The 15685-nt window shown below is 60.2% G+C and carries 18 protein-coding genes; 11 read left to right on the top strand and 7 right to left on the bottom strand.

What is annotated here, in order from left to right; translation table 11 throughout:
* Nucleotides 1-320 precede the first annotated feature (320 nt).
* Nucleotides 321-1325, top strand: a complete 1005-nt coding sequence (yejK, locus tag AB4N33_RS26930; protein ID WP_460121176.1) for a nucleoid-associated protein YejK — start codon at nt 321-323, stop codon at nt 1323-1325.
* Nucleotides 1325-1675: a glutaredoxin family protein gene (locus tag AB4N33_RS26925; protein ID WP_476458603.1), complete on the top strand. Its 351-nt coding sequence runs from the start codon at nt 1325-1327 to the stop codon at nt 1673-1675. Before yejK ends, AB4N33_RS26925 begins: the two co-directional genes overlap by 1 nt.
* A gap of 66 nt (nt 1676-1741) precedes the next feature.
* On the opposite strand, the gene AB4N33_RS26920 is transcribed toward AB4N33_RS26925, so the two are convergent.
* The 5 genes from AB4N33_RS26920 to AB4N33_RS26900 form a co-directional block, all read right to left on the bottom strand.
* Nucleotides 1742-2677, bottom strand: a complete 936-nt coding sequence (locus AB4N33_RS26920; RefSeq protein WP_476458602.1) for a glutathione S-transferase family protein — start codon at nt 2675-2677, stop codon at nt 1742-1744.
* A gap of 87 nt (nt 2678-2764) precedes the next feature.
* The gene (locus AB4N33_RS26915; RefSeq protein WP_476458601.1) at nt 2765-3082 is read right to left on the bottom strand and encodes a GIY-YIG nuclease family protein; all 318 of its coding nucleotides are present in this window, start codon (nt 3080-3082) and stop codon (nt 2765-2767) included.
* 39 nt (nt 3083-3121) lie between these two features.
* Nucleotides 3122-3592: a nuclear transport factor 2 family protein gene (locus AB4N33_RS26910; RefSeq protein ID WP_460121169.1), complete on the bottom strand. Its 471-nt coding sequence runs from the start codon at nt 3590-3592 to the stop codon at nt 3122-3124.
* Between the two features lie 104 nt (nt 3593-3696).
* A complete protein-coding gene (locus AB4N33_RS26905; protein WP_476458600.1) occupies nt 3697-4317 on the bottom strand; it encodes a DUF1120 domain-containing protein in 621 nt (206 codons plus the stop codon).
* Between the two features lie 114 nt (nt 4318-4431).
* Nucleotides 4432-5076: a response regulator gene (locus tag AB4N33_RS26900; protein ID WP_476458599.1), complete on the bottom strand. Its 645-nt coding sequence runs from the start codon at nt 5074-5076 to the stop codon at nt 4432-4434.
* Between the two features lie 679 nt (nt 5077-5755).
* Here AB4N33_RS26900 and AB4N33_RS26895 point away from each other — a divergent pair.
* The 9 genes from AB4N33_RS26895 to AB4N33_RS26855 all read left to right on the top strand — a co-directional run bounded on the left by AB4N33_RS26895 (nt 5756) and on the right by AB4N33_RS26855 (nt 13653).
* Entirely contained in the window at nt 5756-6013 is a 258-nt protein-coding gene (locus AB4N33_RS26895; protein WP_476458598.1) for a DUF1120 domain-containing protein, read from the top strand.
* A gap of 143 nt (nt 6014-6156) precedes the next feature.
* Nucleotides 6157-6375, top strand: coding sequence for a hypothetical protein (locus AB4N33_RS26890; RefSeq protein WP_476458597.1), 219 nt, complete (start codon nt 6157-6159; stop codon nt 6373-6375).
* A gap of 18 nt (nt 6376-6393) precedes the next feature.
* Complete coding sequence (locus AB4N33_RS26885; protein ID WP_460121161.1) at nt 6394-7020, top strand: DUF1120 domain-containing protein; 627 nt, start codon at nt 6394-6396, stop codon at nt 7018-7020.
* Nucleotides 7021-7097: 77 nt separating this feature from the next.
* A complete protein-coding gene (locus AB4N33_RS26880; RefSeq protein ID WP_476458596.1) occupies nt 7098-7727 on the top strand; it encodes a DUF1120 domain-containing protein in 630 nt (209 codons plus the stop codon).
* Between the two features lie 47 nt (nt 7728-7774).
* On the top strand, nt 7775-8485 hold the full coding sequence (locus AB4N33_RS26875) for a fimbria/pilus chaperone family protein (protein WP_460121157.1): 711 nt from the start codon (nt 7775-7777) through the stop codon (nt 8483-8485).
* A gap of 126 nt (nt 8486-8611) precedes the next feature.
* Complete coding sequence (locus AB4N33_RS26870; RefSeq protein ID WP_476458595.1) at nt 8612-11077, top strand: fimbria/pilus outer membrane usher protein; 2466 nt, start codon at nt 8612-8614, stop codon at nt 11075-11077.
* A gap of 10 nt (nt 11078-11087) precedes the next feature.
* Entirely contained in the window at nt 11088-12230 is a 1143-nt protein-coding gene (locus AB4N33_RS26865) for a DUF1120 domain-containing protein (protein WP_476458594.1), read from the top strand.
* Between the two features lie 80 nt (nt 12231-12310).
* Nucleotides 12311-12931 carry a DUF1120 domain-containing protein gene (locus AB4N33_RS26860; protein ID WP_460121154.1) on the top strand — a complete coding sequence of 207 codons (621 nt, stop codon included), beginning with the start codon at nt 12311-12313 and terminating at the stop codon, nt 12929-12931.
* 71 nt (nt 12932-13002) lie between these two features.
* Entirely contained in the window at nt 13003-13653 is a 651-nt protein-coding gene (locus AB4N33_RS26855) for a DUF1120 domain-containing protein (protein WP_460121152.1), read from the top strand.
* 1 nt (nt 13654) lies between these two features.
* Here the strand turns inward: AB4N33_RS26855 and AB4N33_RS26850 are convergent, their stop codons facing one another.
* Together AB4N33_RS26850 and AB4N33_RS26845 are read right to left on the bottom strand one after the other, a co-directional pair.
* Nucleotides 13655-14962: a CynX/NimT family MFS transporter gene (locus AB4N33_RS26850; RefSeq protein WP_476458593.1), complete on the bottom strand. Its 1308-nt coding sequence runs from the start codon at nt 14960-14962 to the stop codon at nt 13655-13657.
* Nucleotides 14952-15611 (bottom strand): FadR/GntR family transcriptional regulator, encoded by a 660-nt coding sequence (locus tag AB4N33_RS26845; RefSeq protein ID WP_476458592.1) that lies wholly within the window; start codon nt 15609-15611, stop codon nt 14952-14954. The genes AB4N33_RS26850 and AB4N33_RS26845 overlap by 11 nt, the downstream gene beginning before the upstream one ends.
* Between the last annotated feature and the right edge of the window lie 74 nt (nt 15612-15685).

Below are 15685 nucleotides of genomic sequence, written 5' to 3'. Positions count from 1 at the left end.
TCTGGCACCCTCGGCCAATAACCGCGGGATCGGGGTTATAGATACCGAAATCAGGGTTTGGTTCGACCTGACATTTGCTGACTGCACGCTTAACGCAGTGACTTCGCGTAAGACCGGGCAAAACTAGCACAGAGACAAGGAAATATCCGCCTCTGCCTACCCATTTGGTCAGCTTTATTGCTCTAAATTGATAAAAAACTGCATAAGGGCCGTCGATGACCCGTGAATTGCCCTTCGCACCGCGCCAAAACCAGTGGTTGCGGTACACTTGGCAACTTTTGGGGAGCACGCCCTCCTCTCTTCAATCAGCCGAGAAGCCCATGCCGATCCGTCATTGCATCGTCCACCTGATCGAGAAAAAACCCGACGGTACGCCCGCTGTTCTCCACGCTCGCGACTCCGAATTGGCCGAGTCCGCCGCCATCGAGAACATGCTCGCCGACCTCAACGAGAGCTATAACGCCAAACAAGGCAAAGCGTGGGGGTTCTTCCATGCCGAGTCGGGGGCGCATCCATTCAGCGGCTGGCTGAAGGAGTATTTCGAGGGGGGCAAGGATTTCACTGCGTTCAGCCGAGTGGCGGTGGAGCATCTTCAAAAGCTGATGGAAGAATCGAACCTGTCCACCGGTGGCCATGTGCTGTTTGCCCACTATCAACAGGGCATGACCGATTACCTGGCCATCGCGCTGCTGCACCATAGTGAAGGCGTGGCGGTGACCGAAGAGCTGGACGTCACGCCGTCGCGCCATCTCGACCTGGGCCAATTGCACCTGGCCGCACGGATCAACGTCTCCGAGTGGCAGAACAACAAACAGTCCAAGCAGTACATTTCCTTCATCAAGGGCAAGAATGGCAAGAAGGTCTCGGAGTATTTCCGTGACTTCATCGGCTGCCAGGAAGGTGTCGATGGCCCGGGCGAAACCCGCACGCTTCTCAAGGCGTTCAGCGACTTCGTCGAGAGCGAAGACTTGCCCGAAGACTCCGCCCGGGAGAAAACCAAGGCCCTGGTGGATTACGCCAGCAGCCAGGCGAAAATGGGCGAGCCCATGGGCCTGGAAGAGCTTTCCGAACTGATCGACGAAGAGCGTCCGAAAGCGTTCTACGATCACATTCGCAACAAGGACTACGGCCTGTCGCCAGAGATCCCGGCGGACAAACGCACCCTCAACCAATTCCGCCGCTTCACCGGCCGTGCCGAAGGCCTGTCGATCAGTTTCGAGGCCCACCTGCTGGGCTCCAAGATCGAGTACGACGAAGAAGCCGGCACGCTGATCATCAAGGGGCTGCCGACCTCACTCACCGACCAGCTCAAGCGCCGTAACTGATGCTGGGCAGCGTGCTGAAAAAATGCCTGCTGATCCTGCTGGTGGTCGTGGTCTATCAGAACTGGGGCAAAATCGAGCGGGTGTTCAATCCTTCGCAGGTGGTTTCGCGACAGATTCAGGCCAGCGCCAATGTCGTGCTTTACAGCACCGAATGGTGTGGCTACTGCAAACTGAGTCGGCGTTTCCTCGATCAGAAGGGCATTCCCTACAAGGAATTCGACATCGAGAAAGACGCGCACGCCCGCAAGGCCTATGAAGCGTTGGGGGGTGGCGGCATTCCGTTCATCGAGGTGAACGGGACTCAGATTCGCGGCTATGACCCGGATGCGATCATGGCGGCGTTGAAATAGCCCTGGTGGACACTGATTACCCCTGTGGGAGCGGCGGTGCGACTTGCTCGCTCCCACAGTTGTTTGTCAGCGTTTTTCAATACGAAAACCAAAGCGCGGAAAGTGCACATGCACCACCCCGGCACGCTCGTCTTCGCGGCGCAAAATCAGCTCCTCGCGCCCGGCAAACAGCAGCTCCCCGGCCACCGGGTCAACGCCGTAGTCGGTCGCGGCGATGATCACCTGCTGACCCGCCTCAAACCCATTCGGCTCATCGAACATTTCATCCGGCAACGCCGCTGGCTTGGCATTGCGCGCCACTTCCAGCGCTTGTTCCGACGTCATCTCGCTGGACGCACCATGACCGAAACCCAAAACCCTTGCATGCCACGCGGCCACCGCCGGATATGCATCCACCAGCGGCGCGGTCACCGGCGTCGCCTTCAGGAACCACAGGCAATGAGCCAGGGCGAAGTCGGCAATCGACGGTGCACCGAACAGGAAATCACCCTGCTCGCGTCGCAACTGCTGCTCCAGCCTCGCCATGATCGTCGGCCATTGATGCCGTGCCTGCTCCGATGACAACTTGCTGGCACTGCCACCACTGAACAGCGCCGCGCGATCAGCGAGAAAGCCTTTGATCGCTTCCGGCGACAAGCTGCCAAAACGTACAGCGATTGATTCCGGCTGAAACACCAGGCTGACCGCATGCTGGAACACCACAGAATCGGCCCACGCCGCGAAGGTCGCTGCGATCATTTCTTGACCTTCGGGGAAGAATGCCGGCAAGGCTTTCTCCTGCTCCAGTCGCCGGGCAATCAACGAAGTGTCGCAGTAAACGTCCGCGCCGACTTGCAGCACCGGGGTTTTGCGATAGCCGCCGGTCAGTGCGGTCAGATCAGGTTTGGGCATCACTGGCGATATCTTGACCGAGCGCCAGGACAAGCCTTTGAAGCCCAGCAGCAGGCGGGCCTTTTCGGCGAATGGGGACGTCGGGTAATGATGAAGAATCAACTCGGACATGCTCGGCTCCGCCGCTCGAATAGGAATCCGCAGCTTAGCGCGCAATCCGTGAGCGGCCTACCGATCTGCCTGATGGGAACCCATCAGTCAGATTGATAAGCCTGCAGCAAAGGTCGCCACCAGGCATTCCTTGGCGCTTTTCCTGAGCTTCTTGATCAGCCGTTCCTGACGCAACGCTTCGCTTTTGTCACGGCAGGCTTCGGTGTACACCAGTGCCATGGCGGGGCTCGATAGAAAGAAGCGTGCACCTTTGCCGCTCTGGTGCTTGGCGAATCGGCGAATGGGATCGTCGCTGATCCCACAATACAGCGACCCATTGGCCGCCCGTACAAGGTAGACAAACCAGGGTTTGCTGGCCGGCACCTGTTCGGCGGCGACAACAGAGGATTCGCTGGGAGCGTTCACGTGACGGTCAAGGCTTCAAGGAAACAGGCCGCAATCTTATCAGCGACTGGCCTGAAATGCCCTCAGCCCCTTGAGCGCCTGGGCACGAACGGCGTTGCGCACCAGAGGCGTCCAGCCCAGCAGCAGGCCCTTGAATCCCAGGGCCTGACGCGACCAGGCCCACAGGTCAAAGTTGTCGTGGTGCTCGCAAATCCTGCCATCGCGAAATACGAAGCGTGCCTGAATGTCGTTGACCACGGTGTTGCCCGTCTGGCTGAACAGGTAGGTCGCCACCCAGTGGGCACCGCCGCTGCGTTCGTCGCTGCGCACACCGTCGAAGGTCAGGGAAAAGTCCTTGGCCCGGGTGGTGAGCATCCGCCACATGTCACCCGCATCGCGGCCGCGCAGTTCGCCGAACGCGGGGTCGCTGAACACCACGTCGTCGGTGTAACAGGCGCACATGGCGTCGGCATCCAGACGCTGGAAGGCCTGATAGAACCGGGTGATCAAGGCGTTGTGGTCATCACTCATGGTCGGCGTCCTTCGAAAATGGTCAATTGGCCAGCACGATAATCCGTGAGGGCGGGAAAAACCATGGTCATTCACCATGAAAATGGTGGCACCTGCCGCGTAGCCTAGAGGTAGACGATGTCCAGGGTTGCGCTGCCGTCCAACGAGACCTCAGCTGCCAGGTTCCTCAACTGGGCGATGGTCGTTGCGACGACCATATCGGCTTCAAAGGTCTGCATGGCGACAGGAGCATAATCCGGACCTGATGCGTTGGCGGTCCTCATCCATGTGGGCTGCCACGCCTGACCTTCGGAAACCGGGAACCAGGTGGTGCTGTCGACCGATTCAACCAGACGCGCCACCGCACCGTCAGCCAAGGCATTTTCCATTGTGAGGTTGTACATGCCCAGCTTGTGATCGTTCACACCCAGCCCCAGGCCGAAAGCCGAAGAACTGTTGTTGTGTGCAGTGCCTGACCGGTTATCGGTGCTTTTTATCGCAAAAAAAGTGGCCGCGTCACAGTTCACGGACAACTGCAGCCGTTGCACCGGCATGACCTTGTCCCACCTCAAGTCCTTGACTGAAACTTTCCCGTAATCAATCAAACCGCCACTTGAAAGCTGTGGCACGCAGGCACTTGGGGTAATGTTCCCCGTCACTCTAAGGTCGACACTGGACGCCGCATAGACATTGGACGACGCGATAAGGAAGAGCCCTATCGCCATACAACCGAAACGCTTGTTCATACTTATCAACTCCAGGAATAGACTTTATTTACTTGCACTTACAGCGCATAAAAATATAAGCGAAGGCCTGGCGTCAAAAAATACAATTAATACGATTCTTAAATGTAAAATAACTTACAGCCGCATCTGATGCACCATGCCACTGTCACGCGCATAGGCAAATAGATCCACGTCCGTGGAGATACCCAACCTTTGCATGGCCATGTTTTTTTGTTTGCTGATGGTCGACACGCTGCGTTTGAAATGCTCGGCAATTTCACTGACGGTCATGCCGCTGGCGAGCATCCTGACCACCTCGTGCTCTTTGGCTGACAGAGAGGGACTACTCGACTGGGCTTCCGCATCGGCTTGCAGCAGTACCGCATGAAGGGCCTGACTGATGAATCGCCGGCCTTCGCTCACTGCACGGATTGCCATCGGCAGCTCCTTGGCCGAAGCATCCTTGGCGACGATCGCCACGACGCCTTGACCCAGCGCAGCTCTCAGAGTCGTAACGTTGGCGAACATGGTCACCAGGATGATCGAGGTCGTCGGATGGCGACGACGCACCATGCTAAGCATCCGCAAGCCATCGGCCTGCACATTGCCAGGCATGCAGAAATCGGTGATCAACAGCTCGCAGGAAGTGGTTGAAAGCAGATTGAACAGGCTGTCCGGCCCCTCGGCTTCTCCCACAATCACACAAGTGCCGCTCAGGTCGGTGAGCATTCGCATGCCGATCCGAACGACAGGATGGTCGTCAGCAATGATTACGCGCATTGTCAGATTTATCCTGTTAGATGACTGGAATATCTGAAAAATAGCGCCGTCCCGTTCTCATCACAACGATCAAAATTCAACCAAATCTCGCCTGACCCAGCATAGGCGGGCGACAGGACTTTGTCCTATGGAAGATAAGGAACCGCCCTACAATTCCTGGCTATTTGGACCACACACAAAGCCTACAGACAGCTCCCCGAGACAATACAAATTGTAAATTGCAGATCATTTTGCGCCTCCACTGCTCTGAACTTTCACTAAACATTCTCAATTCCTCTCTCGCATTAGTTTCAATTCACCCGCCAAACCAGGCCGATAAATTACTCCCGTGCACAGGGAAACCCCGTCACTTCCAAGAAAACAACAATCGTTTAGTGCTCATGGTCGCCCATTAAGGCAACCAATATCTTCCAATCACTGAGGCACCGCCAAGGAACCTTTCAGTCCGCGAACCGTAACTTTTCGTATTAGTTGCATTTCACCTTGTTTCCGCGACCGTTAGATTGCGCGCTGTCCACACTGGGCACTCACAACGTCGAACTTCAAGGAGAACTGAACACATGTACAAGCGTTTATCCCGGCTGACAGCTGCGTTGCGAAACAGACCTCTGTAAATCCGTCTCCTCCAACCGGTCATGCCCATAAACGGCATGCCCCTTACACACAAGGAAGACCCATCATGGACAGATGTTCTTTTGCAATCTCCACGACCCTGTTGCTGGCGTTCGCCCCCGCCGTACTGGCGGCCGGCACCACGGACCTGAGTGTCAGCGGCACCATCACACCCAGTTCCTGCACACCCTCGCTGTCGGGCGGCGGCATCATCGATCACGGCAAACTGACCTCGAAAAACCTCGATCAGCAGCTTCCGACCCGTTTGCCCCCGGGGATCTACAACTCCAGGTCGACTGTGAAGGCCCCACGCTCTTCACCCTGACAACGATCGACAACCGCGCCGGTACTTCGGCCGTCATTGCGGCTTACCACGGTCTGGGAACGGTCAACGATGATCAAAACCTCGGCAGCGTCGGCTTCGGCATATTCGAACCGCAGGCCGACAGCAACCCGGTGGTGACCATCATGTCGCGTAACAACGGCGCCAGTTGGGGGCCCTCCTCCTATCTGGGCCACGCCGCCCTGACCGCGTTTGCCACCCCGGGCGATCCGCACACGCCCATTGCCTTGCAGCACCTGAGTGCTCGCCTGCGGGCCAACACCATTATCGCGCCTGCGACTGACCTGACCCTGCTCGATGAACTGCCCATCGACGGTCACGTCACGATGCAAATCACTTACTGATATTCCTGGAGGCTCACAATGAAAAAGACACTCAATACCCTGCTCGTCGCCATGTTGCTCACCGCCAGCGCCAGCACTTTCGCCGCCTCGAGCGTCGACCTGACCGTAACCGGCATCATTACCCCGAGTGCCTGCGAGCCGACCTTGTCCCAAGGGGGGCTGGTGGATTACGGCAAGATTTCGGCGAAGGATTTGAATGCGGATAAGGCGACATACCTCGATACCAAAACGTTACAGCTGGCTCTGACTTGCGACGCCGCTACCCTGGCAGCAGTTGAAGCCAAGGACAACCGCGCCGGCTCGTCCTACATCCCTAATGATTCGTTGGAGTTCGGCCTGGGACTCATCAACGGCAACGAAAAGCTGGGAGCCATGAGCATGAGATTGGTGGCGCCGATTGCCGATGGTGCAACAGTGAGAACGATCGAGTCCTACGATAGCGGCTCGACCTGGGGTCTTGCTCGTGATCTTGCCACTGACAACATCCTGACGGTGACCGACACCGCTACCGTGGCGCCGATTCCTTTCCAGACGTGGACTTCCGACCTCTACATCTCGCCGCGAATCGCCCCCACCAACTCACTCACCCTGACCAACGAAGTCGCCATCGATGGCTCCGTCACCCTGACCGTGCGCTACCTGTAACCCACCGACGGATCGAGAGCGGCTCAGTCCCCTGGCCGCTCTTCTCTGCATCGAGCTGACAAGGATTTCAGACCGTTATGAAACATGCGATTTCACACCTGTTCGCCGTCTTCTGCCTGCTGGGTTTCAGGCCAGAGGCGATTGCCGCGTCCGAGGTTGAACTGAACGTCGTGGGCCACATCACGCCCAATGCCTGCGACGTCCTGTTGTCGGACGGCGGTATTGTCGACCACGGCATGGTGCCGGCGCGCAGCCTGAATCAATACGAGCTGAGCCCCTTGCCCAGCCGCCAGCTGGAGCTTCACGTGAGTTGCAACGAAGCCCTGCTGTTTGTGCTGGTGGGCCGCGATAACCGCGAAGACTCATCACTGGGACCGGGGTTTTATTACGGCCTGGGATGGAACGTCCATGCCCCCGACGAACGTCTGGGCGCGGTGAGTCTGGCGCTGCGCAATGCGGTGGCTGACGGAGGTCCGGCACTGGTGCTCGCGTCGAGCAATCAGGGCTTGACCTGGTTCCCGGAAAACAATGTCTACCCAAACAACTACATGGGCTTCGCCAGGCCCGGCACGCTGGTACCGGAACCCCATCGCCTACTGACGGCCACGCTGCACATCAACACTTCCATCAACGCCGCGAGCTTCCTGACCCTGAATCAGGAGGTGCCGCTGGACGGCGCCATCGTGCTCGACCTCAGGTACCTCTAGCCATGCCAACTCTTGTTTTGCGTCCCTCTCTCATACAGGGTTTGACCATGAAATTATCCAAGGGCATTTCGAGTCTTAAACGGTGTATCAGCACCCTCGCCTTCCTGTTCTGCGGCCATGTTCTGGCGGATGGCATGGTGCCCGACACGTCTGTGGTCATCGTGAACGAAGCCGATGGCGAAGCCTCCGTCTCGGTGACCAATACCGACGCAACGCTGGCCTTGTTGCATGTCACACTCGAAGACATCCCCGAGGATAAGGAGTCGCTGCTGTTCGTCACGCCGCCATTGGCCCGGGTCGAGCCAGCCAAGAGTCAACTGGTGCGATTCATCCTGCAATCGTCGGCGCCATTGACGACCCAACGCCTCAAGCGGGTGATTTTCGAAGGCATGCCCCAGGATCGTCCCCCTGCCGAGGCGGGACACGCGCGGGTGGGTGTGACCGTGCGACAGAACCTGCCAGTGATCTTGCACCCAAAGGGCCTGGCCCCCAATCGCACACCTTGGACGGGGCTGGCCTGGCGCCTGAAAAACGATCAGCTCAGCGTGCATAACCCAACACCCTACGTCGTGCGCCTGGCTCAGGAGCTGACGCTGCTGCCCGGCAATGGATCAGCGCTGCTCCCGCGCACTTATGTGCTGCCGGGTGAAACGCTGAGTGTGGCCATCGATGGTGCCGGTGGAAACCGCGTGCGGATACAGCCGGCCACGGTCTACGGTTTTGCCGTACCGCACTTCGAGGCCCCACTCGAATCCTGAAACCCACTGACTGCGCGAAGAAGGAACGAAGAGCGCCGAAGTGTCCTGGCGACGGCCCTGAGCCGTTGCCACTCGCGTGCCTGACCTCAGCGTAAGAGGCTGGCCGGCATAACCCAAGTGAATCCCATGAACACAGTATCTGTATGCCGTGATGGCGAAGCCGTGCCCGTCGTTCGCCACACTCGCCCTATTTTGTCCGCGCTCAGGGCTGCCGCGGCCGTGCTGGTGGTCAATGCGCTGATGATGCTCGACGCCCGCGGTGATGACCTGTTGCTGGCATCGTTCGACACCAACACCTTGCGCCAACGCGGCATCGATCCAGCCTTGGCGACCTTGCTGATGCAGGCGCCCCGTTTCGCCGCAGGTCGGCATTCGGTGACCCTCAGCGTCAATGGGCAGCGCCAGGGGCGGGTTGACATTACGTTCGACCGCCAGGGCGCACTGTGCTTCGATCGCCCCCTGCTCGACAAGGCCAACCTGAATGTGCCCGAGCGCACCCTCGACGACGGCCGCTGCTATGACTTTCTAGGCACCTCACCGCAGACTGCCATCGAACAGGACCCGGCTAATCTGGCGTTGGCCCTGATCGTTCCCACCGACGCCATTCGCCCTGTCGTCCTTGACGTATCCGGCTACCAGACCGGTGGCTTCGCGGCCTTGCTCAACTATGACGTGACCGGCCAACACAGCCGCTATGGCGACGACTCCAGTCGCTACGCCTCGGCCAATACCGAAGTGGGTTTCAATGCCGGCGACTGGATCGTACGCAGCCGTCAGGTACAAACCTGGCAGGACGATGTGTCGCGCACCACCCACATCGCCGCCTACGCACAACGAACTTTCGCCAGCCATCAGGCGGTGTTTCAGGCAGGCCAGATCAATCTCTACAACCCGATCCTGACAGGCGCGCAGATCACCGGCCTGCAAGTGCTTAACGAGCAAGCCTTGCAAGTCGAGGGGCAAGGCGGGGTAATCCAGGGGATAGCCAATAGTCAGGCCCAGGTCGAAGTGCGGCAGAACGGTGCGCTGATCTACTCCACCGTGGTGCCCGCCGGCCCGTTTGCACTGGACAACGTCCGGCGGCTCAACAGCCGCTCCGACGTGGAAGTCACCGTCAAGGAGATCGACGGCAGCGAACGAAGTTTTATCGTGCCAGCGGCGATGCTCGGTGTTGGATTACCTGCGCCCGGATTTTCGCTGGCGGCGGGACAGGTGCGCCGAGTGGGGAACGAAAAAGGCGAGGAACCCTGGGTCATCAGCGGTGGCTGGAGCGGTGCGTTGCATTCGCAGGTGCAGATCAGCGGTGGCCTGACCGGTGCAGCCGACTACAGCGCGGCGGGTGCCGGCCTGGGACTGCTGGTCTCCCCGCAAACCCACGTCCAAGCCACGCTGGTCAGTACCGACGCAACCGGCAAGGATTCCGGCCAAGGCGTCCAGGCCGACTTGATGGCCTCGCACCGTCTAAGTGATCGCTGGTCGCTCAACGCGGGCAGTTCTTATCGAACGTTGGGTTATCGGGAACTGGAAGAGGCGGTGTTCGATACCACCCCCGACGACCGCAACTCGCGCTATCGCGACCGGCAGAACATTTCTCTTTCGTGGGCGCACCCCTGGCTAGGCGCATTCAGTGGCGGCTTCAGCCAGTCGAACTCGTTCGATGGCCAGGGCACCAGTCGCGCCCTCGCGTCCTGGGGCACCACCCTCGCTGGCGTCTCGGTCTCTGCGACCGCCGAATGGCAAGTCAGCGGCGCTGACCGCAACGACGACAGCGTCTACGTGAACCTCAGCATCCCCCTGGGTGAAAACCGGCGAGCACGGACCTGGGTGCGAAGTTCGGGGGGTGAATACCGCAGCGGCGTCGGTTTGAGTGAACAAGTCAACGATCAACTGGCCTATCGCGTCGGCGTCGAACACGACTCCCGTGACAGGCAAGTCCAGTCCACTGCCGGAGTCTCGCTCCTGCCGCGCTATACCCAACTGGACGTCAACTACACGCGCAGCGATGCCGAGCGTACCAGCTATCAGGCCAGTGCTCGCGGCGGCGCCGTGGTCCATGGCGGCGGCGTGACACTGTCGCCCTATTCGATCAGCGACACCTTTGCGCTGCTCTCGGTTGCCGACATGGGCGCCATCAAAGTGTCGACCCCCAGCGGGCCGGTGTGGACCGACTGGCAGGGCCAGGCCGTGATCCCGCAAGTCTCGGCCTATGGCAAGAGCCCGGTAGAAGTCGACACCAAGACGCTGCCGCGCAACGCCGACATCAACAACGGTTTGGCGGTGATTTCCGCCGGGCGCGGCGCTGTCGACAGGGTCGAGTTCGGCGTAACCCTCACCCGCCGTGCCCTGCTCAAGGTCACCACCGTCAACGGTGCCCCCTTGCCTCGCGGCGCCTCCGTGAACAACCAGGAGGGAGAATTCGTGACGCTGGTGCAGGAGGGTGGCCTGGTGTTCCTGCCCAACGTCCTCGACACCCGCACGCTGTTTATCAAGGCGCCGGGGCTGGAACCGTGCGAGTTGCAGTTCGAGCTTCCAGAGCACGCCGACACCAATGCGTACTACGAAACCGCCCCTGCCAAGTGCCGAGCACTTTGAGGATGACTGCATGAACCTGTCCCGCTCCCTACTCGTCCTGCTTGCCCCCTTGGCATTGAGTGGGTTCACGCCTCTGGCCTCGGCGTCGGCCGAGAACTGTCAACTCACCCTCAGCCAGCCGGTGCTCGATTACGGCCTGATGAACCGAGCGATTCGCCCTGGCATCGCACAGGAGCGCCACCTGGGCGACCGTCGATTGAGCCTGACCCTCAATTGTCCAGCGCCCGTCGACATGAGCCTGTTTTACCGGGCCATGGCGGCCACCAACCAGCGTTTCCATTTCGCCGACCGGGGCAGTTATCAGATCCGGATTCGCGATGGGGTGTTGGACGGTCAGTCAGTTGAACTCGGATTGATTGCCGGTGCCGGCCAACCACCCGAGCAAACCGCCTCGCAACTGATCTGGCGACCCGATCATGGGGTTGTTCCGCTGCTGTCTGGCGTACCGGCGCGGGGGAGCACCTTCTCGGCCCAACTCGAGCTGTCCGCCTGGGTGCAGGAACACGGTATGCAGGTCCGTGATGCACTGGCCTGGGAGATGACCGGCGTGTTTGACGCGATCGCCGCCGGGACCAGCCGCGAGGCGACATTGCGTGCGCGCTTCGCGCCGGCCGCGTGCGAGCCGGCGCTGTCCAATGGTGGCGTGGTCGACTTCGGCAACCTGACCATCAATGACCTGAATGCCACCCAGCCCACGCCCCTGGCACCTCGCTCGTTACTGTTGCGCGTGGGTTGCGATGCGCCCACGGCCTTTGCCTTGATCATGCACGACAACCGTGCCGGTTCGGCAACCGTCGACGGCGACGCGTCCTACGGCCTCGGCCTTGATACGCGCAACAACAGGATCGGCCATTACTCAGTCAACATCGACCCGGCCAACGCCGCCGCCGACAGCTTCGCTCGTCTGTATCGCACCGACTCCAACAGTGCCGGTGTGGCATGGAGCAGCGCCAGTGCAAACCCGATTGCCCTGGCCAAAAACACTTACCTGAGCTTCTCCGACACCGCCGGTCGCAGCACGGGGCCGGCGATGATCCAGAACCTGAGCACCCGCGTGACCGTCAACGCCGTGATCGCGCCTACCGACAGCCTGGACCTGAGCCACGTCATCGATCTGGATGGCGCGGGAACGATCGAGATCATTTACCTGTAGCACCAGCCCCCAACCTGCCAAACCCAGGGTAAAAGGCCTTGGGCACGTCGGGAAAACAACCTGAAAAGAGAGAGATAAAGATGAAGAAATACCTTGCAGCCCTGTCCGCTTTCGCCTTTGCCAGTATCGTGCCCCTTGCCCTGGCAGTCTCAAGCACCGACCTGGCGGTCACTGGCACCATCACACCCAATGCCTGCTCGCCGAGCCTGTCCGGGAGCGGCAATGTCGACTACGGCAAGATTTCGGCCAAAGACCTGAACCCGACCACCAGCACGAACCTTGAGCCACGCACTGTAAACCTGAGTGTCAATTGCGACGCCGCTACCCGTTTCGCTCTCCAAGGCATCGACAACCGCGCAGGCTCCAGCGATCTGAGCACGGCATTCGGCCTCGGGAAAATCAACGACACCCAGAACATTGGACGGTACTTGCTGGGCATGTCCAGCGCGGTCGCTGACGGCCAGTCGGTACAGGCGATCAAATCAGAGGATGGCCAGGCGGGCTGGGTCGGTCATTTGTTCTGGACCCCAGGTTATTACGTATCGGTCGCCGACAAAGCAGATTTAAGCCAACCGATCCTCGTTAAAGACCTGGACATGGAATTGGTCATCGGTGCGTCCATCTCGCCTGCAAACAACCTCGACCTGAGCAATGAAGTCAGCATCGACGGGGCGGCCACGCTGGAAATGAAATACCTCTGACCCAACCGAGTTGGCCCAGGGCGCCATGCCCTGGGCACTGACACACGGCCAACGAAAAGGACAACATGAACATGACACGCCATCTCGCCGCACTCTGGGCCACATTGCTCCTGATTAACATCCCTGAGGCCCTCGCCGCCTCCACCGTAGACCTGAGCGTCAAGGGCCGGATAACGCCCATCGCCTGCACGCCAGGCCTTTCAAACAACGGCCTCGTTGATTACGGAAAGATTTCATACAAGGACCTGAGCGTCGACAAGCGAACGCAGCTGCGCGACAAGACCCTCGAATTCACCCTCCAGTGCAATGGTCCGGCACGCTTTGCCCTGGTGATGCGCGACAATCGCGACGGCTCCGCCATCGTCAACAGCGAGATTTACTATGGACTGAGTCACGACATCAGCGGCAACAAGATTGGCCTGTACTCGCTGAACTTCGATCCAACCCAGACCGTAGCAGATGAACTGGCGCAGGTCTTTCGCACCGACTCCACCACCGGCGGCATGGCCTGGAGCACGTCGAGCAGCCGACCAATACCGGTGGGCGCCAGAAGTTACCTCGGGTTCACAGACGTGGCCGGTAGCAGCGCCGGACCGATTGCGATTCAGAACCTGAGCAGCCGGGTGACCGTCGAAACCGTCATTTCCCCGACGTCCGAACTGGACGTGAGCGCCGACATCCAGCTCGACGGTTCGGCGACGCTGGATGTGGTCTACCTGTGAGTCAGACTTTTTCGCTGGTCACCTGGACGTACAGCGAACGCCCGGCCCCGAGGCCCGCGACGATTGCACCAAGGCCGATCACGCCAAAGATCCAACCGACGGCGCTCCAGCCGCCGGTCCAGTCGTGGACGATGCCGACCGCGAACGGGCCCAGGGACGCCAGGGTATAACCGAAGCCCTGGGCCATGCTCGACAGGTTCGCCGCCACATGGGAATCACGCGAGCGCAGCACGATCAGCGTCAGCGCCAGGCTGAAGGTCGCGCCCTGCCCCAGACCCAGCAGAATCGCCCAACCCCACAGGCCTTCGATCGGCGCGTAAAGGCAACCGAACAAACCGCCGAGCGTCATCAGCATGACGATCACGATAGCCGGGCGTTGATCCCTGCCACGAGTGGCCAACCAAGGGGCCGTCAGGGAGCTGATCAGCTGAATGATGACCGAGCCCGACAGCACCAGGCCCGCCTGGGTCGGGGTCAGGCCGCGACCCATCAGGATCGACGGCAGCCACCCGAACACTATGTACGCCAGGGACGATTGCAGCCCCATGTAGGCCGTGACCTGCCAGGCCAGTCGATCGCGCAACAAACCGCGCACTCGATAAGCAGCGATGTGGGCGCCCTGTCTCTGACCGACTTGCGGCAACCAGAACAAACCGGCCACCAGCGCCGGGACCACCCAGAAGCCCAGGCCAAGGGCCCAGCTTTTATCGAAGTGCTCGCTCAACGGGACGGTCGCGCCCGCCGCCATGGCCGCGCCCAGGCACAGGGCCATGGTGTAGACGCCGGTCATGGTCCCGGCCTGCTTCGGGAAGTCGCGCTTGACGATGCCCGGCAGCAGCACACCAATGATGCCGATACTGGCACCGGCCAGCACGCTGCCGCTGAACAGGCCGATGGCCCCGAAGGAACTGCGCAGCACGATCCCGCCCGCCAGCATCAGTAGAATGCCCGGCACGACACGCTCCGCACCAAAGCGGCGCGCCAGCACCGGTGCCAGCGGCGCGAACAAACCCAGGCAGAGAACCGGCAACGTGGTCAGCAGACCGGCCTGCGCCGCGGACAACCCCAGGGACTTCGACACGTCGCTGAGCATCGGCGCCATGCTCGACAGCGCCGGACGCAAGTTCAACGCCACCAGAATCAGGCCCAGCAGCAACAGCCACGGACGACGCAGCAGCGGATGGCTCTGTTGGACCTGCTCATCATCGGCCTCGGCGTCGATCAGTAATTCATCGAGCTCGGCCGAGCGTTTGGCTTCGGTGCCTGGGGTGTTGCGGCTGGACATGGTTTTCTCGGTTTCAAGGTTCATTGATCAACTGTCTCGACAGCGCTTTTGCCCGTTCCGGGTCACGTTGTTCCACGGCATCGAGCAGTTCGATGTGCAGGTCGAACACTTCCTGGCGGCGCGGGGAGATGTTCAGGCAGTGGCGCAATTGCGCGCCGACGACACTGGAAAAATAACGGTACAACTCGCTAAGGGTCGGATTATGCGCGGCGTCCACCAGGAGGCGATGGAACACCAGGTCACAGGCGATGTAGGTGTCGAGATCGCCGTGGTAGTGACTGCCGCTCACGCCCAGCGCCTCGCGCAACGCCAACAGGTCTGCGTCGGTGCGACGCAAGGCCGCCAGGCCGATCGCTTCCACTTCAAGGATGTGCCGGGTCTCGCGTGCCTGCTCTTGGGAGCAGCGCGACAAGGCTTTCACGGTGTCCAATGGATCGACCACTGCCCGCAGGTAACTGCCGTCACCCTGGCGAATCTCGATCAATCCAGAAAACGCCAGTACCCGCATGGCTTCGCGCACGGTGTTACGGCTGACGCCCAGCTCGGCGGACAGCTCAGGCTCGGTGGGCAGGCGTTGGCCCACGGCCCACACGCCCTCGGTTATGCGCAGCCGCAGTTGCTCCAGGGCTTGGTCGACGAGGGAGCGTTTGATTATCGGAAGAATTTCAGACATGGAAAGTTTTCTTTCGTCCAATCATAGGATGAATTTTTTGACATGCTAGTCAGCTTCTGACATCGCGGCAACTC

Source organism: Pseudomonas sp. S1_E05 (assembly GCF_056337105.1).
The sequence above is the reverse complement of the archived record's forward strand: the minus strand, read 5'-3'. Positions and strand labels throughout refer to the sequence as shown.